The organism is Coprobacillus sp. AF33-1AC (assembly GCF_003475785.1).
In the GTDB taxonomy this organism is placed as follows: domain Bacteria; phylum Bacillota_I; class Bacilli_A; order Erysipelotrichales; family Coprobacillaceae; genus Faecalibacillus.
The window spans coordinates 1-480 of record NZ_QRQB01000056.1 but is presented as its reverse complement, the minus strand read 5'-3'; the positions used below and the strand labels follow the sequence as shown (position 1 = coordinate 480).

1 pseudogene is annotated in these 480 nt (G+C 28.5%); it reads right to left on the bottom strand.

Features of this window, described 5'->3' with window-relative positions:
- Positions 1 to 404: pseudogene (locus tag DWZ53_RS11385) on the bottom strand (transposase); the annotation flags it as partial.
- Positions 405 to 480 lie beyond the last annotated feature (76 nt).

Sequence of the window (480 nt, the reverse complement as noted above, 5' to 3'; positions counted from 1 at the left end):
TTCTTCTGCGTTATATTTTTTTGCAGGTTTATTTTTAGCGTAATATAAAGATGATCTTGAAATATTGAGTAATTTACACATCGCGCTGATTGGATATTTATACGAATTGGATAAAATAACATTTATTTTCGTCCCATAATCAGCGCTGCTTGCTTTAAAATATCATTTTCCATTTTTAATCGTTGATTTTCTTTACGAAGTTTGATTAATTCATTTTCTTCAGGGGTTCTGTTATCTTCTGCTTTAAACGAACCTGAATTATTGTATTTATTAATCCATGATGATAAAGCTGATGGTGTTAATTCATACTCTCTTACAAGTTCAGCTCTTGGTTTTCCACTATTATACAATTCAACAATTTTCTTTTTAAATTCATCACTGTAATTTCTTCTTTCTCTTGCCATTTTGGTTACCTCATTTCATTTTTATTTATTATAAACAGTTCTCTTTAGAATTGTCCAATAAAGTGTAACCTATCCA